Below are 16,818 nucleotides of genomic sequence, written 5' to 3'. Positions count from 1 at the left end.
ACGCGGGTCAGGCGTGCGTCCGGATCACGACTGTAGGGGGTGGGCCTCCAAGGGGAGGTGATGATTCGGTGAACTGACCGACCGGGGCGCCCGTGGGGTGACCGCCTGGTCCGGTATGTGCCTCCACCTGCTATGAGCGCGTATGGGAATGACCCCCTGAGCGGGGGATGTCGAGGCATCCCGCCGCGCATGGATGATGCCGGAGCAACCCGGGGGCTCAGAGTTGCCTCCGGTACCGATGTGAAACAGGGGGAAAGCGATGTTCAAGCTACGCATGGGTGCTGTCGCCACGGCGGTCGCGGCGGGAGCGCTGTTCACCGGGGTGCCCCAGGCGATGGCCGCGACTCAGGCGTACGAGCTGGACGCGTACACGCCGAAGGTCTACACCCACTCGATCTCCGCCATAGCCCACTACGCGGGCTACAAGAGGGTCTGCGTCTCTCTCCTGGGTGAGGCGTTCGAGGGCTGGGTCGAGCTCAAGAGCAACTGCGTCAATGTCTCGCCGAACTCCGTGGGAACCGTGGTCGCCACGGTCAAGTGCCCCACGTACGGATCGTTCAGGACCTGGGTGAACGCGACCAGGCCGAACGGCCACAGTGACACGAAGGACACCGGCGGGGTCTTCCTCGAGTGCAAGTAGTGAGGCGGACGACCCTCGTCGTCCGGACGCGGCCGGCCGCCGCATGAACGGGACCCCGGCGCCGCCATGGCGCCGGGGTCTCCTCGTGTTCTGGTCTCAGCCGGAGTACGGCTCGGCCTTCAGGATCTTCACCATGGCCTTCTTGCCATTGGGCAGCTCGTACTCGGCGTCGTCGCCGACCTTCTTGCCGATCACTCCCGTCCCCAGCGGGGACTGCGGCGAGTAGGTCTCGATGTCGGCGCTCGCGTACTCGCGGGACGCCAGCAGGAAGCTCAGGGTGTCGTCCTCGTCGCCGTCGAAGGCGATGGTGACGACCATGCCGGGCGCGACGGCGCCGTCGGCCGCCGGGGCTTCGCCGACCTTGGCGTTCTCCAGGAGCTGGGTCAGCTGGCGCACGCGGAGCTCCTGCTTGCCCTGCTCCTCCTTGGCCGCGTGGTACCCGCCGTTCTCGCGCAGGTCGCCCTCCTCGCGTGCGGCGGCGATCTTGGCGGCGATCTCCGTGCGCGCGGGACCAGAAAGGTACTCCAGCTCGGCCTTGAGCTGGTTGTACGCCTCCTGGGTCAGCCAGGTGACGTTCTCGCTGGTCTGGGTCACAGGTGCTCCTCGTCGGTACTGGGAAATACAAAGCATCGCCCTACCCAGAAGAATGTTCCTTCATGGGTGGGCGAAACCACGAGCCTAACAATTCAGCGGCAAAAGGGGGAGGACATAAGCCATCAGAATTACGACAAGGCAGGTCAGCGGGTGTGTGGCCGGGGTGTCAGTCGGCGTGACAGCCGAGCAGCTCGGCCGTGGTGCCCGGGGCCGTGGTGCGGAGCGTGAGCACCTGGTCGATGCGCGTGGCGTGTCCGCCGAACCGGAAGTCCGCGCGGCCCACCTCGGTGCCGTCCGCCGACTGGGAGCGCAGGGTGCAGTAACCGTTGGTGTTCGCGTCCTTGCGGACCTCGAGATGGATCTTGACTGCGTCGTGTGAGGCATCGAACGTGATGACCTCGGCGCTGATCTTGTTCTCGACGACGTAGTGGTAGCCGAACCAGCCGACGAGCACGAGCAGCAGCGCGCCCAGCGCGCTGCCGACGATCTTGAGCGTGCGGTCGGCGCGCTCGTCCGCTGAGCGGCCGTAGCGGCCCTCGGGCAGCCGGGTGCTCGCCGTACTCATGACCGTCCTCTCGGCAGGAACCGGGACATACCTCCCGGAAGGGGCTCTCCGGGACCGGACCCGGAATTATTCGCCCCCTGATTCGGTCACTATAGAAGCCGCCCAAAGCGCCGATTCACACGGGCGCCGACTTGCCGACTTACTGAGGATCGAGTCTTGACTGACGAACTGCGACTGATGGCCGTCCACGCCCACCCCGACGACGAGTCGAGCAAGGGCGCGGCCACCATGGCGAAGTACGTGTCCGAGGGGGTGGACGTGCTGGTGGTGACCTGCACGGGCGGGGAACGCGGCTCCATCCTCAACCCGAAGCTCCAGGGCGACACGTACATCGAGGAGCACATCCACGAGGTGCGGAAGAAGGAGATGGACGAGGCCCGGGAGATCCTCGGCGTCAAGCAGGAGTGGCTCGGTTTCGTCGACTCCGGCCTGCCGGAGGGCGACCCGCTGCCCCCGCTGCCCGAGGGCTGCTTCGCCCTGGAGGACGTCGACAAGGCGGCCGGTGAGCTGGTCCGCAAGATCCGCGCGTTCCGTCCGCAGGTGATCACCACCTACGACGAGAACGGTGGTTATCCCCACCCCGACCACATCATGACCCACAAGATCTCGATGGTGGCGTTCGAGGGCGCGGCGGACACCGAGAAGTACCCGGAGGCGGAGTTCGGCCAGGCGTGGCTGCCGCTGAAGCTCTACTACAACCAGGGCTTCAACCGTCCGCGCACCGAGGCGCTGCACCACGCGATGCTGGACCGCGGCCTGGAGTCGCCCTACGGGGACTGGCTGAAGCGGTGGGACGAGATCCAGCGCGCCGAGCGCACCCTGACCACCCACATCCCCTGCGCCGACTTCTTCGAGATCCGTGACAAGGCGCTGATCGCGCATGCCACGCAGATCGACCCGGACGGCGGCTGGTTCCGCGTCCCGATGGAGCTGCAGAAGGAGGTCTGGCCGACGGAGGAGTACGAGCTGGCGAAGTCGCTCGTGGACACCTCCCTCCCGGAGGACGACCTCTTTGCGGGCGTCCGGTAGCCCTGAGGGACAATGCCTGTCATGAGCGCAAGCGTGAGCCTGGCAGTGACGCATCTGGTGCCCCTCGCCGAGGTGGACCAGAACAAGGTCACCCCCGGCGTCCTCGGCTTCATCGTCTTCGCGGCGATGGCGCTGGCCGTGTGGGGTCTGATGAAGTCCATGAGCAAGCACATGGGCAAGGTCGACTTCAAGGAGGCGGACGACGCCTCCGGCGAGGGCGCCGCGACGAGGGGCCAGGGCGTGGTCAAGGGCGCGCCCAAGACCCAGCAGGGCTGATCCGCGTCCCTCCCCGGCCCGCGGTGCCGTGAACGGTTCTAGGCCCTGTCGTCAAACCTAGTGCCGTCGGCACCGCCGGGCCCCTTCGGCATGCCGGGGCGCGCCCGTTCGCTCGGCGTCTCTCCGCGCCGCCGGGCCTCGTGGGAGAGTGGGGGAGTGAACCGACTGGCCCATGAGACGTCCCCGTACCTGCTCCAGCACGCAGACAACCCCGTCGACTGGTGGCCCTGGTCGGACGAGGCCTTCCACGAGGCGCGCAAGCGCAATGTGCCCGTCCTGCTGAGCGTCGGCTACAGCAGCTGCCACTGGTGCCATGTCATGGCGCACGAGTCCTTCGAGGACGCGGAGACCGCCGACTACCTCAACGAGCACTTCGTCAGCGTCAAGGTCGACCGCGAGGAGCGCCCCGACGTCGACGCCGTCTACATGGAGGCCGTCCAGGCGGCCACCGGCCAGGGCGGCTGGCCCATGACGGTCTTCCTCACCCCGGACGCCGAGCCGTTCTACTTCGGCACGTACTTCCCGCCCGCCCCCCGGCACGGCATGCCCTCCTTCCGGCAGGTCCTCCAGGGCGTCCGGCAGGCGTGGGACGACCGCCGGGAGGAGGTGGCCGAGGTCGCCGGGAAGATCGTGCGGGACCTCGCCGGGCGGGAGTTCGCGTACGGCGACACCGAGGCGCCCGGCCAGGAGGAGCAGACCCAGGCCCTGCTGGGCCTCACCCGGGAGTACGACCCGCAGCGCGGCGGCTTCGGCGGCGCCCCCAAGTTCCCGCCGTCCATGGTCCTGGAGTTCCTGCTGCGCCACCATGCCCGCACCGGCTCCGAGGGCGCCCTCCAGATGGCCCAGGACACCTGTGAGCGCATGGCGCGCGGCGGCATCTACGACCAGCTCGGCGGCGGCTTCGCCCGCTACTCCGTGGACCGTGACTGGGTCGTGCCGCACTTCGAGAAGATGCTCTACGACAACGCCCTGCTGTGCCGGGTGTACGCGCACCTGTGGCGTGCCACCGGATCCGATCTCGCCCGCCGGGTCGCCCTGGAGACCGCCGACTTCCTGGTGCGCGAGCTGCGCACCGCGGAGGGCGGGTTCGCCTCCGCGCTCGACGCCGACAGCGACGACGGAAGCGGTCGTCACGTGGAGGGCGCCTTCTATGTGTGGACGCCCGCGCAGCTCGCCGAGGTCCTCGGCCAGGACGACGCCGAACTCGCGGCCCAGTACTTCGGTGTGACGGAGGAGGGCACCTTCGAGGAGGGCGCCTCGGTGCTCCAACTGCCGCAGAGCGAGGGCGTGTTCGACGCGGAGAGGGTCGAGTCGATCAGACGCCGCCTGTTCGAGGCGCGGGCCGGGCGGCCGGCCCCGGGCCACGACGACAAGGTGGTCGCCGCCTGGAACGGGCTGGCCGTGGCCGCCCTCGCGGAGACCGGCGCGTACTTCGATCGCCCGGACCTGGTGGACGCCGCGATCGGCGCGGCCGACCTTCTGGTACGGCTGCACATGGACGAGCACGCCCGGCTCGCCCGTACGTCGAAGGACGGCCGGGCGGGGGCCAATGCGGGTGTGCTGGAGGACTACGCCGATGTCGCCGAGGGCTTCCTCGCGCTGGCCTCCGTCACCGGCGAGGGCGTCTGGCTGGAGTTCGCCGGACTGCTGCTCGGCCAGGTGCTGACGCAGTTCACCGATGGGAGCGGGGCGCTCTACGACACCGCCGCCGACGCCGAGAAGCTGATCCGCCGCCCCCAGGACCCCACCGACAACGCCGCCCCGTCCGGCTGGACCGCCGCCGCCGGCGCCCTGCTGTCGTACGCCGCCCAGACCGGCTCCGAACCCCATCGCCTCGCGGCGGAGCGGGCGTTGGGTGTGGTCAGGGCGCTCGGTCCGCGGGTGCCGCGGTTCGTCGGCTGGGGGCTCGCCGTCGCGGAGGCGCTGCTCGACGGACCGCGCGAGGTCGCGATCGCCGGTCCGGCCCTCGACGACCCGGGGACCAGGGCCCTGCACCGCACGGCGCTCCTGGGCACCGCCGCGGGCGCGGTGGTGGCCGTGGGCACTCCGGGGGGTGAGGAGTTCCCGCTTCTCGTCGACCGGGTGCTGGTCGGTGGGAAACCCACCGCGTATGTATGCCGCAACTTCACCTGTGATGCACCGACCACGGATCCCGAGCTGCTGCGCAGGGCGCTGAGCGGCTGAGACGCTCTTGCGGAGCGGATCGTTCAAGACGTCGGAATTGGGTGGGTGTTCGGGTAGGTCCCTGTAGGAGGGGACCGTTCCGAAACAAGCTGTTTATCGGAAGAGTCGCCGGACTTCACAGTCCCCGCCTAGTCTCTCCACGGTTGAGCGACAGGAGTGACGCGCTGTCGCGACAGGGGGGTTCTGGGGATCTGGGGGGATCTTTCCTTGCTGACGTCTGTCTTCATCGCTGCCGTCTCACTGGCACTGTTCTGGATGGCGGCCTTCACCCTGTGGTGGCAGATGCACGCGTGGCGTACGCCCGAAGTGCTGGCCTCCACCCGGTTCGGCAGTCCGGAGGGCGCCGAGCATCTGTCGTTCTCGCTGCTGCTGCCCGCGAGACATGAACAGGCCGTGCTGGACCACACCATCCAGCGATTGCTGGAGTCCGGTCACGCCGACTTCGAGATCATCGTGATCGTGGGGCACGACGACCCGGAGACCACCGAGGTCGCCCGCAGGGCCGCGGCCCGCGACGGGCGCGTCCGTGTCGTCGTCGACCACCACGAGAAGAAGAACAAGCCGAAGGCCATGAACACGGCGCTGCCGCACTGCCGCGGCGATGTCGTCGGGGTCTTCGACGCCGAGGACCAGGTGCATCCGGAGCTGCTCGCCCATGTCGACCACGCGTTCCGCACCACGGGCGCGGACGTCGTGCAGGGCGGGGTGCAGCTCATCAACTTCCACTCCAGCTGGTACAGCCTGCGCAACTGCCTGGAGTACTTCTTCTGGTTCCGCTCCCGGCTGCATCTGCACGCGCAGAAGGGGTTCATCCCGCTCGGCGGCAACACCGTCTTCGTACGGACGGACGTGCTGCGGGAGGCCGGGGGATGGGATCCCGACTGTCTGGCGGAGGACTGCGACCTCGGGGTGCGGCTGTCCAGCGTCGGCAAGAAGGTCGTCGTCGCCTACGACTCCGACATGGTGACCCGGGAGGAGACCCCCGGCTCGCTGATGTCGCTGCTCAAGCAGCGCACCCGCTGGAACCAGGGCTTCTTACAGGTCTACCGCAAGAAGGACTGGAAGCAGCTGCCCGGCCTCGGCCGGCGGATGCTCGCCCGCTACACCCTGATGACGCCGTTCCTACAGGCCTTCTCCGGTGTCGTCATCCCGCTCAACGCCGCGATCGCGCTCTTCCTCGACGTCCCGGTCGGGGTCGCCTTCCTCACCTTCCTGCCGCTGGTCACCGCCGCGGTGACCTTCGTCTTCGAGGTCGTCGGGCTGCACGACTTCGGCACGCAGTACGGGCTGCGTGTCCGCTTCGTCCACTACGTCAAGCTCATCGTGGGCGGTCCCTTCTACCAGGTGCTCCTGGCCGGCGCCGCCCTCCGTGCCGTCTGGCGCGAGCAGCGCGGCCGCAACGACTGGGAGCTGACCAGCCATGTCGGCGCGCATCTGACCGCGGCCGGCCCGGTCCGCGAGTCGCGAGAGGACGTTCCCGCGTGACCTCCACTCTTCCCGCGGTGACCGGCACCGAGGTCCCCGCGCAGGACATCCGTGTCCCCGAATCCGCTCCCGGCCCCCGTCCCGCGTTCCGTTTCCGCAGCTCCCGCCCGGATCTGGTGCTGTGCGGGCTGCTCCTCACGGCGATCCTCACCGTGCAGGGCTGGAACATCGCCGACTACCCCACCCTCAGCGACGACGAGGGCACCTATCTCGCCCAGGCATGGGCCGTGCAGAACGGCCACGGGCTCGCCCACTACACCTACTGGTACGACCACCCGCCGCTCGGCTGGATCCAGATCGCCCTGCTGACCTGGCTCCCCGCCCGTATCGACCCCTCGCTGATGACGGTCGGCGCCATGCGGCCGGCGATGCTGGTGGTGAGCGGGGTCAGCGCGGTCCTCGTATACGTCCTCGCCCGGCGGCTGCGGCTGCCGGCCTGGGCCGCGGGGCTCGCCATGGTCCTGTTCGGGCTGTCGCCGCTGTCGGTGGTGCTCCAGCGGGAGATCTTCCTCGACAACATCGCGGTGATGTGGACGCTCCTCGCGTTCACCCTCGCCGCGTCCCCGAGCCGTCACCTCTGGCACCACTTCGGCGCGGGACTCGCCGCCGCGGCCGGTGTCCTCACCAAGGAGACGATGCTCGTCGTCCTGCCCGCCGTCTTCCTGACCATGTGGCGGCACAGCCACCGTGACACCCGGAAGTTCGCGCTCACCGGAGCCGTCACGGCGTGCGTCCTGATCGGGCTGGCGTATCCGCTCTTCGCCCTGCTCAAGGGCGAGTTGCTGCCGGGATCCGGCCATGTCTCCCTGTGGGACGGCATCACCTACCAGATGAGCCGCCCCGGTTCCGGATTCATCCTCGATGCGGGCTCCGGCTCGTACGGTGTGCTGCACTCCTGGCTGTACTACGACCGGGTGCTGCCGCTCGGCGGTCTGGCCGGAGCGCTGCTGCTCCTGCTCACCTGGCGCTGGTCGGTCACCGCACGGGCGCTGGCCGGACCCGCGCTCGCCGTCGCGATCCTCACCCTGGTCGCGATGCGGCCGAACGGCTATCTGCCCGCGATGTACGTCATCCAGGCCCTGCCGTTCCTCGCCCTGGTCCTGGCGGGCGCCGCCGCGAGCGTCGCCCACGCGGTGCTGCGGCGGCGACGCGGCGGGAGCGAGCGCTCCTACGTCACCTGGGTGCGGTACGCCGTGGCGGCGCTGCTCGTGGCCGCCGCCGGGGCGTATGTGGTGCCCCGCTGGTACGACGGGGACCGCACCGCCGTGACCGCCGACGCCAACGCCCCCTACCGGGGGGCCTCGCACTGGCTCACCCACGAGGTGACGGACCCGAAGGACACCCGGGTGCTCGTCGACGACGCGCTCTGGCTGGACCTCGTGCACGCCGGGTACCGGCCGGGACTCGGCGTCATCTGGTTCTACAAAGCCGACCTGGACCCCGCGGTGACCAGAACCATGCCGCACGGCTGGCGCGACCTGGACTATGTGGTCGCCTCCCCGACGGTCCGGCGCGACGCGGTCGACCTGCCGGGCGTGATGGCCGCGATCGAGCACTCCACGCCGGTCGCCACCTTCGGCACCGGACCCGACCGGATCGAGATCCGCAAGGTGGGCCGGGCCGCGGGAGGCGAGCGATGAGCCAAGAGTCCACCGTCCCCGGCGAGCGGGACGATCCGGTCGTCCGCGCGGCGGAGGTGCCCGAGCCGGGCGCCGTCACCATCGTCGTACCGACCTTCAACGAGTCGGCCAACATCCGTGAACTGCTGCACCGGATCACCGAGTCGGTGCCGGCCAGGCTGCCCTGCGAGGTCGTCTTCGTCGACGACTCCACCGACGACACCCCCGACGTGATCTTCCGGGCCGCGCAGGACTGCCCGTTCCCGGTCACCGTGCTGCACCGGGACGAACCGGCCGGCGGGCTCGGCGGGGCCGTGGTGGAGGGCATCCGGGCGGCCGGCTCCGACTGGATCGTCGTCATGGACGGCGATCTGCAGCATCCGCCGTCCCTGGTGCCGGAACTGGTCGGCACCGGGGAGCGGGCGGGCGCCCAACTCGTCGTCGCCTCCCGCTATATGAAGGGCGGCAGCCGAGCCGGGCTCGCGGGCGGCTACCGCATCGCCGTCTCCCGCGCCGCGACCTGGCTCACCAAGTCGCTGTTCCCGCGCAGTCTGCGCGGTATCAGCGACCCGATGAGCGGTTTCTTCGCCGTCCGCCGCAGCGCGGTCGCCGCGGAGGTCCTCCAGCCCCTCGGCTACAAGATCCTGCTGGAGCTGGCCGTGCGCGGCAGGCCGCGCACGGTCACCGAGGTGCCGTTCGTCTTCCAGGACCGGTTCGCGGGCGAGTCCAAGTCGACCGCGGCGGAGGGCATGCGCTTCCTGCGCCATCTGGCCGGGCTGCGCACCGCCTCGCCGCTCGCGCGCATGGTCGCCTTCGGACTGATCGGCGCCTCCGGTTTCGTACCGAACCTGGTGGGCCTGTGGGCGCTCACCCGGCTCGGTGTGCACTACGTGCCGGCGGAGATCCTCGCCAACCAGCTCGGTGTGGCCTGGAACTTCCTGCTTCTGGAGCATCTGCTGTTCCGCGAGCGCCGCCGCCACCGCCACTGGTGGGACCGGATGGGCCGGTTCGCGCTGCTCGCCAACGCCGATCTGGTGCTGCGCATCCCGCTGATCGCGTTGCTCGTGCGCGAGTTCGGGGTGGGGGCGCTGCCGGCCACCGCGCTGGCGCTGGTGATGACGTTCCTGCTGCGCTTCGTGGGGACCGAGGCGCTGGTCTATCTGCCGCGCCGGAGCAGGGGCGCCGCAGGCCGGGGCGCCCGGGGCGCCGACGAGCCGAACCCCGCCGGGACCGGGAGCCGCACAGCGAGGAGAACCGCGTGACGACCGTACGAAGACTCCGCACCCTGCGCGTGCTGCGCGGTCGCGGCACCGCGCTGCTGGCCGTCTCCGGCCTGACCATGGGGCTGCTGCTCACCTCGCCGCAGCCCGCGTCCGCCGCCAACCTCGTCAAGAACCCCGGCTTCGAGACCGCAGGCACCGACGGGATGCCGTACTGCTGGGAGAAGTCCGGCTGGGGCGACAACGACTTCACCTTCACCACCACCGCCGACGCCCACACGGGCAGCCAGGCCATGAAGGTCGAGCTGACCCGCCGCGTCGACGGCGACCGCAAGGCACTGATCACCGAGTCGGCGAGCTGCGCGCCCGTGGTCACGCCGGGCAAGCAGTACGACCTCTCGCTCTGGTACAAGTCGACCACCCCCGACACCTCGGTCACCCTGTTCCGGCACGACACGACGGCTGGCTGGCAGTACTGGACCGACCTCAAGACGCTGGACATGAGTCCGGACTGGGCCCAGGCGGGCGTCCGCACACCCGAGGTGCCGACCGGGACCGACATGATCACCTGGGGTGTCTCGGTGTACGGCACGGGATCCGTGACCACCGACGACTACACGATGGACCAGGTCGCCGATCCGCTGCCGCCCCCGCGGTGCACGGGCACCACGGCCCAGTGCGCCGACGGCAGTTGGTCGGTGCTGCCCACGCAGAACCCCGTCCGCTCCATGCACTCCGTCGTCCTCGACAACGGCAAGGTGCTGCTGATCGCGGGTTCCGGCAACAGCGAGGAGAACTTCGACGCGGGCACGTTCACCAGCGCGGTCTACGACCCCGCGAACGGCTCGTACAAGGTGATCCCCACTCCGAAGGACATGTTCTGCGCGGGGCACGTACAACTCCAGGACGGGCGGGTGCTCGTGCTGAGCGGCAACAAGGCGTACCCCGTCGTGGGCGGACACGGCTACGAGGGGTTCAAGGACTCGTACATCTTCGATCCGGCGACGGAGACGTACACGAAGACGAACGATCTCAACGACGGCCACTGGTACCCGTCGGCGACCGAACTCGGCAACGGTGACGTCATCTCCTTCGGCGGGCTGCGCGAGGACTCCACCGGCTCGGTGACGACGGAGTACTGGTCGGACAAGGACCAGCAGTGGCTGCCGCTGTGGAAGGTCAACCAGACCTGGTCGTACTGGGGCCTGTACCCGTCGATGATCCTGATGCAGGACGGCCGGCTCTTCTACTCGGGCAGCCATGTCTTCGGCAACAACATCCCGGGTACGGGATCGGCGATCTACGACTACGGTGCCAACACGATCACGCAGATCCCGGGGCTCCAGAACAAGGACGAGCGCGACCAGTCGGCGAGCGTGCTGCTGCCTCCGGCCCAGGACCAGAAGGTGCTGACCATCGGTGGCGGCAACATCGACTCCAACCCGGACGCGAACCGGCTGACGGACATCATCGACCTCAAGCAGGCGAGCCCGCAGTACGTCGCCGGGCCGCCGATCCCGCAGGGCACGGTCGACCTCGGCAACGGTCCGGTCGCCGAGACCGGCAACCAGGGCAAGATGTACGTCTCGGCGGTCCTGCTGCCGGACGGCAAGGTGCTGGAGACGGGCGGCGCCCTGCACAACCGCGCGAACCCGGTGTACGAATCCTCGCTCTTCGACCCGGACACCTCCGCCTTCGACCCGGTGGCCGCCGACCCCGAGGCCCGTGGCTACCACTCCTCGGCCTTCCTGCTGCCGGACGGCCGGGTGATGGCGACCGGAGACAACCCGGGCAACGGCACCTGGAACCACAACGTGTCGATCTACTCGCCGCCGTATCTGTTCAAGGGCACCCGCCCGACGATCACCTCGGTGATCGACAACGAGTGGACCTACGGCACCACACAGCGCATCACGGTCGACCGGCCCGTCGCGAAGGCGGAACTGATCCGCCCTGCGGCGGTCACCCACTCCTCCGACCCCAACCAGCGGTTCGTGGACCTGCCGCTGTCGGTGGACGGCGACAACGTCGACCTGAACGTGACGAGCAACCCCGATCTGGCGCCGCCCGGCTGGTACATGCTCTTCGCGGTCGACGCGAACGGCGTCCCTTCGGTGGCCCGGTGGGTCCATCTGCAGGGCCCGGCGGCCCTGAGCGCGGACACTCCCTCGGCCCATGTCCACTCCTTCGCCGACGCCCCGGCGGGCAGGACCACCGGCGCCGGCCCGAAGCGCACGTCGCAGAAGGTCAGTCCGACGATCTCCGGCTGCGACCGGCACTACGGCTCGGCCAATGTGTGCGTGCCCACCGTGTTTCCGCCCGGGGTGAAGCGGACGACGGCCGCGCGCTGCGCCTGGCTCGCACGCAACGACTACGGCCGTCTCGAGGTCAACGGCAAGGACGACCCCCTCGGCCTCGACCCGGACAGGGACGGGGTGGCCTGCGGGAAAGGCGAGGTGAATAACGGCCGCTAGTGTCCTGCGCCAGAGATCCGTCGGCAGAAGTGAGCTAGGGAGTCGAGCATCTCTTCGGCTGACTTGGTCCAGATGAACGGCCTGGGGTCTTCGTTCCAGTTCTTGACCCACGCACGGATGTCGGCTTCGAGGGGCTGGACGTTCTTGTGCGCGCCGCGGCGGATCTTCTGCTCGGCCAGGATGCCGAACCACCGCTCGACCCGGTTGGTCCAGGAGGAGCCGGTCGGGGTGAAGCGCATGTGGAACCGGGGGTGTCTGGCCGGCCATGTCCTGATGGCGGGTGTCTTGTGGGTGCCGTAGTTGTCGCAGATCAGATGGATCTGCAGATGTGCGGGAACTTCCTTGTCGATCCTGGTCAGGAACCTCTTGAACTCCGCTGCCCGATGCCGGCGGTGCAGGGCACTGATCACCCCGCCGGTGGCGACGTCGAACGCCGCGAACAAGGTGGTCAGGCGGAAGTCCACGGCCTTGACCAGCTCAGGCGCCGTGGGCTTCTCGCTCTCCCGGTCCGTACCGCCGACGGCCGAAGCTCGACGACTGCGCCGATATAGGTAACTGCGTGGCGGAATTCCCCAATTGTGGGAGTTTGGTTGATATTCTCCGGGCGTCAGTCAGTGCGCGGCGAAAGAAGTCTGTCCATGCCATTTCATCCGGGGGAGCAGGTCAATTTCGGCGGTGAAACCGCCGTGGTGCTGGAGGACCGTGGTGACAACGGCTACCTGATCTCCAGCGGTCCCGCGCGCCTGTCGATCGTGGTCCCTCGCCACTCCCTCGAGAACGCGCGACGTCGACCGGCCGCCAAGAGGCTGTTCACCCCGAGTGTGCCGCATCTGCTCTCCGTGGACGACTTCCTCGACGACCCGGATGAGGTGCGCGAGATCGCGCTGAGCGCGGGGTACCACACCAATCCGGAGCACTTCAAAGGGCTGCGCAGCGACCACCAGTACCTCTGGCCCGGTCTGCGCGAGGAGTTCTCGCGGCTGCTGGGCACCCCGGTCACGGAGTGGCTCGGCCACAACGCCAACGGTGTCTTCCAGCAGACGGCGCACGACGATCCGCTGGTCTGGCACCACGACTCGCAGAGCTACGCCGCCGCGATCTACCTGAATCCGAACCCGCCTGCCGATGCAGGCACCAGCTTCTGGCGCGACCGGGCCCACGGCTGCCGGCGCGCCCCCAGCCATCCGAAGGAGCGGGCCCGCCTGGGCAGCCCGGAGGCCGTGGAAGCCGCGAACTCCGCGGTCTACGCCCCGTACAACTTCGTGCACGAGGACAACTGGGAGCTGGTCGAGTCGATCTCCGGCCAGTACAACCGGCTGGTGATCTGGGACGCGAAGCTCATCCACTCGGCCACCTCCTACGAGCACTTCGCCGACGAGCACGGCACCCACCGTCTGGTACAGCTCTTCTTCTTCGACATCGACGTCTGAGTGCCTGTCAGTGAACTGAGCGATTGGGCGGTGGGGCAGGAGCGCGCGAAATGACCCGCACGAGCAGGACTGACAACAGCGGGGGTGTCTACGCCCAGCCGCATCAAGAGGTCCTGCTCGTGCCGTTGTACGCGCCTGCGCCCGCCGCAGTCACTCCGGATCGCGATCCCGTTGAGGCCCCTTCGATCGTCCAACCGCTTCCGTCCCCCGCAGGGACGTGGGCAGCAGCACACGGACGAACTCCCACTTGGCATCGGACAGTTCATGTAGACGAATCGCCCGACCGTGATCTACCACTCAAGATCATTTGAAGGCACACCCTAGTGCTCCGCTAGGGTGCGTATTGAGTCGTGATCAATGGACGCCTCGGGTGAGGTCTTGGGGCCAAATCATGGCGGGGCCTCCGCGCTCGGGCGCTGACGCGCGCGCATCGTGCCGAGATCGCGATCGGTCACGCCGGATCGGCGGATACGGTGAACGTGGCACCGCTGGTGTCGACCGTGACTGACGGCCTCGAACGTGGTCTTGCAGTCGGCGCGGGCGACTGGCACGGTCGGCGAGGGCGAGCAGCTGTGGCCGCGACAGATACTCGCCGGGCAGATGTAGCCACCCGGCGAGCAACCTGGGATGCTGCGACGAATCACTCCTTGGCGCGCAGAGTGCCGTGAAGGCCATCGTTCTCGCCGCGAGCCTTCCACACAATGTCGTCCAGGCCCGCGGCGACCTCTTCCTGTCGCTCCTCGTCGGAGCGCTGATAAATCAGCACGGCCATCTCGGACGACTGCCCGGCTCGGACCGTGGTGTCCTTGAGCGTGGCCCCGGAGCGCGTCGACAGGGTGTGACCGGTGTGCCGGACGTCGTAGAACCGGAAGCCCTCGGGCGTGCCGACGACCTCACGCGTCCTGCGCCACTTCCGCCCGAAGCTACTACGCCGGAAGGACACCCCGCTCTTCCTGTCCCCCGCACACCAGGCTGCTGAACTCCCAGCGTGTGCCTACGTCTTCAAGCACCCAGTCCGCGTGTCACCAACGTCCTGGGACAGCACACCTAGGGTGCAACACTCCCTAGACGGTGCGGAATCGGGAATCGGCCCTTCGACCTTCACGAGGGGGGTCGGCGGGCCTTTCTCGGTGGCAGGGGAGCGGAGTCCCCGAGGCGGCAGGGTCGCGTCAGCGGGGCGGCACGGCGTCGTAGTCCTGCCGGGACCGCTCCACCTGGTCCAGGTTGTCGGTGGCCCACTCCGCGAGGTGGGCGAAGAGCGGGGCGAGGCTGCGGCCGAGTTCGCTGATCTCGTACTCGACCCGGGGCGGCACCTCCGGGTGGTACGTGCGCACGATCAGCCCGTCCCGTTCCAGTTGCCGCAGCCGCTGGGTCAGCACCTTCGGGGTGATCCGGGCGATCCCGCGTTCCAGCTCGACGAAGCGCCGGCGGCCGTGGGTGTGGAGGGACCACAGGATCGGTGTGGTCCAGCGGCTGAACACGATGTCCACGACGGGGCTGATGGGACAGGCGGCCTCAGGGTCGGTCGCGGCGGGCGCCGTCCGGGTCGCTTCACCGGCCATGTGCATCCCTCCGGGAGAGCCACTTTCCTGTAGGTACCTACTATACCCGCGGTGTTAGCGTCCCTGTGTCGCCCCGGAGAGCAGTTCTCCGAGGCGCTCTCGCCCACTCGGGCATCCACAACCACGCGTGTATGACAGGGAGTTACTGATGATCGTAGTAACGGGGGCGACCGGCAAGGTCGGCCGATCGCTGGTACGGACCCTCGCGGCGGCCGGTGGACAGGTCACCGCGACCTCCCGGGGGATCTCGGAGGCGGACGTGCCGGAGGGTGTCCGGCAGCGGCGGGCCGACCTGGCCGACGCGGAGAGCCTGCGGCCCGTGTTCGACGGCGCCGAGGCGCTCTTCCTGCAGAACGGGGGCGCCGCCGCGCATCTGCTGAACCCGGGGGACATCCTCGATGTCGCCAAGGCCGCCGGAGTCGAACGGGTCGTGCTGCTGTCCTCGCAAGGGGTCGCGACCCGGCCGGAGTCGGCCTCGCACGGGGCGATCGGCCTCGCCATCGAGGACGCCGTACGGCAGTCGGGCCTGGACTGGACGATCCTGCGGCCGGGCGGTTTCCACTCCAACACCTACGCCTGGGCCGACGGGGTGCGTGCCCGGCGGACCGTCGAGGCACCCTTCGGCGATGTGGGGCTGCCCCTGATCGACCCGGACGACATCGCCGAGGTCGCCGCCGCGACCCTGCGCGAGGACGGTCACACGGGCCGGATCCACGAGCTGACCGGGGCGGCGCCCGTCACACCCCGGCAGTGTGCGGCGGCGCTCGGGGAGGCGCTGGGAGAGCCCGTCGCCTTCGTCGAGCAGACCCGCGACGAGGCCCGCGCGCAGATGCTGCGGTTCATGCCCGAGCCGGTGGTGGACACCACGCTGGACATCCTGGGCCGGCCCACCCCCGCCGAGCAGCGCGTCAGCCCCGACGTCGAGCGGATCCTCGGCCGCCCGGCCCGCGGCTACGCCGACTGGGCCCGGCGCAACGTCGCGGCCTTCCGGTAGCCCCGGGACCTAGGCCCGGCTCGGGAACTCGGTCAGGGCGCGCTCCACGATGGCCTCCAGCTGGTCGTGGTGCGCGCCCTTCCAGTACGCGCGGCCACAGGTGCGGCAGCGCGCGAAGACGTCGTACGAGCGGCGCGTGCCGTGGTGGAGCTGGTCGGCGACCTCCTCCTTGGTGGCGTCGCGGAGCAGGCCGTTGCAGGCGGTGCACCGTGTCCACGGCCGCAGCGCGGGCGCGAACCGGGCGAGCACGTCACGGAGTTGGTCGTCCGGCCGGGTGCTGTAGACGAACGCGCCCGCCCACAGCTCGCGGCGGCGCAGCAGCCCCCGGTCGCGGCTGAGCATGACGCGCTGCTCGGCCGCCGAGCGGGCGGCGAGGGCCGGGTCGCCGATGTCCGTCGACTCGTAGGCCGCGTCCACGCCGAGCAGCCGCAGCCGGCGGGCCAGGGTTCCGAGGTGGACGTCCAGGAGGAAGCGGAGCGGGGCCCCGGGCACCTGCTGGGGCCGCTCCACGGGGCACACCTCGACCCGCTCGCCGGCCGCCGGGACGTGGGAGAAGGGCGAGGTGCGGCCGTCCACGAGGAGCGCCCCGACCTCGGTCAGCGGCACGCCCAGCGACTCGACGACATGGCCGAGTGTGGAGGCCCCGTCGGTGACGACCGCGGTGGCGCGTCCGCGCCGCGCATGCGGGACGAAGAGCCCCAGTTCGGGGGCGAACGCGATGTGGATCTCGGGTCCGTTCACCTGGC

The 16,818-nt window shown here is 69.5% G+C and carries 14 protein-coding genes and 2 pseudogenes; 10 read left to right on the top strand and 6 right to left on the bottom strand.

The genetic code is table 11. The features are described from left to right. Nucleotides 1-259: 259 nt before the first annotated feature. Nucleotides 260-640, top strand: a complete 381-nt coding sequence (locus ACFYX0_RS00150) for a hypothetical protein (protein ID WP_355919861.1) — start codon at nt 260-262, stop codon at nt 638-640. A gap of 96 nt (nt 641-736) precedes the next feature. On the opposite strand, the gene greA is transcribed toward ACFYX0_RS00150, so the two are convergent. Then, nucleotides 737-1,234 (bottom strand): transcription elongation factor GreA, encoded by a 498-nt coding sequence (gene greA, locus ACFYX0_RS00145; protein WP_355919858.1) that lies wholly within the window; start codon nt 1,232-1,234, stop codon nt 737-739. A 166-nt stretch (nt 1,235-1,400) separates the two neighbouring features. Continuing rightward, the gene (locus tag ACFYX0_RS00140) at nt 1,401-1,799 is read right to left on the bottom strand and encodes a DUF4307 domain-containing protein (RefSeq protein WP_388964647.1); all 399 of its coding nucleotides are present in this window, start codon (nt 1,797-1,799) and stop codon (nt 1,401-1,403) included. A gap of 177 nt (nt 1,800-1,976) precedes the next feature. On the opposite strand from ACFYX0_RS00140, the gene mca reads away from it, so the two are divergent. The 7 genes from mca (at nt 1,977) to ACFYX0_RS00105 (ending at nt 12,086) form a co-directional block, all read left to right on the top strand. Next, on the top strand, nt 1,977-2,828 hold the full coding sequence (gene mca, locus ACFYX0_RS00135; protein ID WP_388965292.1) for a mycothiol conjugate amidase Mca: 852 nt from the start codon (nt 1,977-1,979) through the stop codon (nt 2,826-2,828). 12 nt (nt 2,829-2,840) lie between these two features. Continuing rightward, nucleotides 2,841-3,104: a hypothetical protein gene (locus ACFYX0_RS00130; RefSeq protein WP_311698486.1), complete on the top strand. Its 264-nt coding sequence runs from the start codon at nt 2,841-2,843 to the stop codon at nt 3,102-3,104. 156 nt (nt 3,105-3,260) lie between these two features. After that, a complete protein-coding gene (locus tag ACFYX0_RS00125) occupies nt 3,261-5,288 on the top strand; it encodes a thioredoxin domain-containing protein (RefSeq protein WP_388964643.1) in 2,028 nt (675 codons plus the stop codon). A gap of 207 nt (nt 5,289-5,495) precedes the next feature. Then, a complete protein-coding gene (locus ACFYX0_RS00120) occupies nt 5,496-6,773 on the top strand; it encodes a glycosyltransferase (protein ID WP_388964640.1) in 1,278 nt (425 codons plus the stop codon). Further along, complete coding sequence (locus tag ACFYX0_RS00115; protein ID WP_388964637.1) at nt 6,770-8,413, top strand: ArnT family glycosyltransferase; 1,644 nt, start codon at nt 6,770-6,772, stop codon at nt 8,411-8,413. Before ACFYX0_RS00120 ends, ACFYX0_RS00115 begins: the two co-directional genes overlap by 4 nt. Then, nucleotides 8,410-9,654, top strand: a complete 1,245-nt coding sequence (locus ACFYX0_RS00110) for a glycosyltransferase (RefSeq protein WP_388964634.1) — start codon at nt 8,410-8,412, stop codon at nt 9,652-9,654. Before ACFYX0_RS00115 ends, ACFYX0_RS00110 begins: the two co-directional genes overlap by 4 nt. A gap of 77 nt (nt 9,655-9,731) precedes the next feature. Next, nucleotides 9,732-12,086 carry a galactose oxidase-like domain-containing protein gene (locus tag ACFYX0_RS00105; RefSeq protein ID WP_388965289.1) on the top strand — a complete coding sequence of 785 codons (2,355 nt, stop codon included), beginning with the start codon at nt 9,732-9,734 and terminating at the stop codon, nt 12,084-12,086. On the opposite strand, the pseudogene ACFYX0_RS00100 reads toward ACFYX0_RS00105, so the two are convergent. Continuing rightward, nucleotides 12,083-12,535 (bottom strand): annotated as a pseudogene (locus tag ACFYX0_RS00100) (transposase); the annotation flags it as partial. The gene ACFYX0_RS00105 and the pseudogene ACFYX0_RS00100 sit on opposite strands and share 4 nt — an antisense overlap. Nucleotides 12,536-12,724: 189 nt before the next feature. Here ACFYX0_RS00100 and ACFYX0_RS00095 point away from each other — a divergent pair. Continuing rightward, complete coding sequence (locus tag ACFYX0_RS00095; RefSeq protein WP_388964631.1) at nt 12,725-13,516, top strand: DUF6445 family protein; 792 nt, start codon at nt 12,725-12,727, stop codon at nt 13,514-13,516. A 640-nt stretch (nt 13,517-14,156) separates the two neighbouring features. On the opposite strand, the pseudogene ACFYX0_RS00090 reads toward ACFYX0_RS00095, so the two are convergent. Next, nucleotides 14,157-14,468 (bottom strand): annotated as a pseudogene (locus ACFYX0_RS00090) (site-specific integrase); the annotation flags it as partial. Nucleotides 14,469-14,685: 217 nt separating this feature from the next. Next, nucleotides 14,686-15,084 carry a winged helix-turn-helix transcriptional regulator gene (locus ACFYX0_RS00085; RefSeq protein ID WP_388964629.1) on the bottom strand — a complete coding sequence of 133 codons (399 nt, stop codon included), beginning with the start codon at nt 15,082-15,084 and terminating at the stop codon, nt 14,686-14,688. Between the two features lie 142 nt (nt 15,085-15,226). Here ACFYX0_RS00085 and ACFYX0_RS00080 point away from each other — a divergent pair, with 142 nt between their 5' ends. Next, a complete protein-coding gene (locus ACFYX0_RS00080) occupies nt 15,227-16,072 on the top strand; it encodes an NAD(P)H-binding protein (protein WP_388964626.1) in 846 nt (281 codons plus the stop codon). Between the two features lie 9 nt (nt 16,073-16,081). On the opposite strand, the gene ACFYX0_RS00075 is transcribed toward ACFYX0_RS00080, so the two are convergent. Further along, on the bottom strand, nt 16,082-16,813 hold the full coding sequence (locus ACFYX0_RS00075; RefSeq protein WP_388964624.1) for a Mut7-C RNAse domain-containing protein: 732 nt from the start codon (nt 16,811-16,813) through the stop codon (nt 16,082-16,084). Between the last annotated feature and the right edge of the window lie 5 nt (nt 16,814-16,818).

Origin of the sequence: Streptomyces sp. NPDC002573 (assembly GCF_042889625.1) — a bacterium.
Classification (GTDB): domain Bacteria; phylum Actinomycetota; class Actinomycetes; order Streptomycetales; family Streptomycetaceae; genus Streptomyces; species Streptomyces gibsoniae.
Note: the sequence above shows the minus strand (reverse complement) of the source record. Positions and strands in the feature narration are given on the sequence as shown.